Origin of the sequence: Propioniciclava sp., assembly GCF_036744435.1 — a bacterium.
GTDB lineage: Bacteria > Actinomycetota > Actinomycetes > Propionibacteriales > Propionibacteriaceae > Propioniciclava.
The window spans coordinates 1-3,208 of sequence record NZ_DAIOIA010000186.1 but is presented as its reverse complement, the minus strand read 5'-3'; the positions used below and the strand labels follow the sequence as shown (position 1 = coordinate 3,208).

Sequence of the window (3,208 nt, the reverse complement as noted above, 5' to 3'; positions counted from 1 at the left end):
CACCGACGCGCCGAAAGCGCGGCGAAGTGGGCTACACCCTCATCTGGGAAGAGCCCGTTTAGGCTGGGTGAGCTGTTCCCGCGCTGGGCGAACCGGGTGATCGCTCGTGACGATGGGGTGTCCCCGCGTGAGAGACCTGGTCAGGACGAGGCGGCGGACTGGCCAGCTGCGGCGTGGTCGGTCGTGATCGAGGGACTGCGGCAGGAGGACGCGGCCCGCATCGAGGCGGTGATGCAGGACTGGCCGGAGCCGCATCGTGGCTCGGGGGGCAACCCGCAAGAGCGGCAGGTGTGCTTCAGCGATGTGACGCGAGTGGCGGTCGAGGTGCGGCTCTGGGAAGCGGTTCAACGTCGGGAGATCGGGCCCCTCCTGTGGAACTACACGAGTCGTTTCCGGCGCCGGCAGCGCGGATGGCTGGCCTCACAGGCGGCTGGTCAGCCCAGTGATGGTGTGGGGCGTCGGGTTGAGGCGCCGGAGGATGCCGTGTTGGTGTACGACGCCGACTGGGAGGCGTGGATGGAAGGGCTCGAAGGTTTGTCGGCGGAGCGTGCGCAGGCCTTGGTCGAGCTGGCCCGGGGGTGGGGGTACACCGCTGACTCATGGAGCCTCCATGAGTGGATGCCACGCTCGGCGGACCGGGACGATGTGAAGATGCGGCGCCGCATCACCGGTGTGGCGTTGCGTGGTGGTGGCCTCAGCGCGGAGGAGAGGGAGGTTGCTCGTCGGATCCGGCGGGAGGACGGCGCGTGGTTGCGGCGCACGCGGTCGGTCGCTGTGCGGCATCGCCTTTTCAGGGGGTGGAAGTGCGTTCTCGCGAGATTGATTGGTGGACATGTGGGCTTCCGGCCGGATTCCGAGGCAAAGAGCCAAGAGGGGCCTACCAGCGCTCTTCGTAGAGGAAGAACCGGTTGGTTGCAGGGTCGTAGAGGGTGAGCAGGGTCTCTCGCGCGGCCGGGTACCGATCTGATGGCTGGGTCAGGATCGATTTCTTGACGGTGGCATGGGGAGAGAGCAGGGGTTGGGGACTGAGGCTCGTGTTGACCGACTCGACGAACTCGCTTTCCTCCGCGGTGAGGGCGGTGCCGGCCATCTCGACGGGGTCGAGGAAACCTCCCTCGAGGCGTGCGTCCCGGGTGGGTTGAAGGACGGTGAGCCGATACTTCGCATCCATGTTGGCCTCGGTGCGGCGCTGGACGACTGACAGGCTGGCAGGAGGGAACTCGATGCCCCAATGCTGGCTCAGATCCTCGAGAGCGGCCTTGGCGGAGGCCCGGGCGCCGACGGAACTGAGCACGAGGTACGTGGCGCCCAGGAACGATGCCATGCCCAGGACGACTGCCAGGGCGACAAAGGAGGCTTTCCATCTGCGGAGGTGCGGCTTCATCTCTTCGAGAGTACGTGTCAGCTATCGGGCATTCCCCGTCGACGCTGAACGCACAGAACATGCCGTGATGTGTCCGACGAGGCTGGGCGGGGGCCGGGGCTCCGGTCAGGTTTCGCGGGTGGTGCGCGGACGCGCAGGGGCGTCGGTAGGGTGGGGGCGCCAGTCAAGCTCGACGCGAGCCCAGGGAACCCGGTGCGAATCCGGGACTGACGCGCAGCGGTGAGGGGGACGGCCAGGGCGAGCCGCGTATGCGGCCACCACTGGGGCAGATGCCGTCGGCACGTGGGGTTTCACACCCGCACGATGCCGAGGCAGCGGTCCTGGGAAGGTGCTCTGGCTGGTTGATCCCGAGTCCGAAAACCTGCTGGCCCACGCGGGCGCACGCCCGCGCGGTCATCGTCGGGCCTCCGCGTACAGGCCCCCTGACCCGACAGGTGGAACCCATGTCCGTCACCATCCGCGACCGCGCCGACCGCTGCCCGGGCATCCTGCGCCCGTGGCCCGCCGCCGACGGTCTCCTCGTCCGCGTCCGGCTCATCGGCGGGCACGCCACCGCCGCGCAACTCCGCGGCCTGGTTGCTGCGGCGTCCGCGTTCGGCGACGGGCGCATCCGCCCCACGACGCGCGCCAACCTGCAGTTGCGGGCGTTCCCCGGCACCGACGGCGTCCTGGACGCCGACGCGCTCGCCGCCATCGAAGCCTCCGGGCTGCTGCCCGCACCCACCCACGACCGGGTGCGCAACATCACCGTCTCCCCTCAGACCGGGATCGCGGGCGGTCGCGCCGACCTGCGCGGCGTCGCGGCCGAGTTGGACGCCCTCATCGTCGCCAGCTCCGTCCTGCCGAGCCTGCCGGGCAAGTTCGCGTTCGTCCTCGACGACGGACGCGGCGACCTGATCGACCGGATCTGCGATCTCGGGCTCGTCGCCCTCGACGCCGACACCGTCCAACTCCGCGTCGGTGAGCACTACGGCGCCCTCGTGCCGCTCGCCGAGGCCGCCCGCGCGCTGGCCGAACTCGCCGAACGTTTCTGCAGCGCCCGCGGCACCGGCCCCACCGCTCCCTGGCACGTCTACGAGATGACCGGCGCCCTCGTCGATCCGGTGCCCGCCGACCCGCGCGTGCCCGCGGCGTCCGGCCCGCTGCCGTTCGGGGACGTCCCCGGCGGACGCCACCTTGAGGTCGGCGACGACGGCCTGGACGCCGCCGGCGTGGAGGCGCTCTTCACCGACGTCGACGAGGTCGTGTTCACGCCCTGGAAGGGCGTCTTCATTCCCGCGGCGGCGCAGGCATGACGGAGCTCCGCCGGCCGACCCGCCGCTACTCCTACGTGGATTCCGGACCGGCGATCTACGTCGACTCCTTCGCCACGATCCGGCGCGAAGCGGATCTGTCCCGCGTCCCTGCCGACGCGGAGAAGGTGGCCGTGCGCATGATCCACGGATCCGGGCAGGTCGACCTGACCCGCGACCTGGTCATCCACCCGCGCCTGGCGGGCGCGGCCCGGGCGGCGCTGGCCGGCGGAGCCCCCATCCTGTGTGACGCGACCATGGTCGCCACCGGCGTCACCTCCGCCCGGCTGCCCGCCGACAACGAGGTGGTGTGCCTGCTGAAGGACACCCGCGTCTCCGACCTGGCCCGCGCCTTCGGCACCACCCGCGCCGCGGCCGCCGTGTCGCTGTGGGAACCCTGGCTGGAAGGGTCCGTCGTCGCCATCGGCAACGCCCCCACCGCGCTGTTCCACCTGCTCGAACTGATCCTCGACGGCGGGCCGCGTCCGGCGGCCATCGTGGGGTGCCCGGTCGGGTTCATCGGCGCCGCCGA

General features: G+C 70.8%; 3 protein-coding genes and 1 riboswitch. Of the genes, 2 read left to right on the top strand and 1 reads right to left on the bottom strand.

Going from position 1 to position 3,208, the window contains the following annotated elements:
• Nucleotides 1-877 precede the first annotated feature (877 nt).
• The gene (locus V7E09_RS14860) at nt 878-1,384 is read right to left on the bottom strand and encodes a hypothetical protein (protein ID WP_324523645.1); all 507 of its coding nucleotides are present in this window, start codon (nt 1,382-1,384) and stop codon (nt 878-880) included.
• Nucleotides 1,385-1,527: 143 nt separating this feature from the next.
• A riboswitch (cobalamin riboswitch) is annotated at nt 1,528-1,767 on the top strand.
• 60 nt (nt 1,768-1,827) lie between these two features.
• On the opposite strand from V7E09_RS14860, the gene V7E09_RS14855 reads away from it, so the two are divergent.
• Nucleotides 1,828-2,679, top strand: a complete 852-nt coding sequence (locus V7E09_RS14855) for a nitrite reductase (protein WP_324512138.1) — start codon at nt 1,828-1,830, stop codon at nt 2,677-2,679.
• The coding region (locus V7E09_RS14850) for a precorrin-8X methylmutase (RefSeq protein WP_324523644.1) at nt 2,676-3,208 on the top strand (533 nt) is incomplete at its 3' end. The genes V7E09_RS14855 and V7E09_RS14850, both read left to right, overlap by 4 nt.

Bases quoted from the DNA above. Each gene is read 5' to 3' on its own strand.
- V7E09_RS14855 (WP_324512138.1), top strand. From the start codon at position 1,828: ATGTCCGTCACCATCCGCGACCGCGCCGACCGCTGCCCGGGCATCCTG.
- V7E09_RS14860 (WP_324523645.1), bottom strand. From the start codon at position 1,384: ATGAAGCCGCACCTCCGCAGATGGAAAGCCTCCTTTGTCGCCCTGGCA.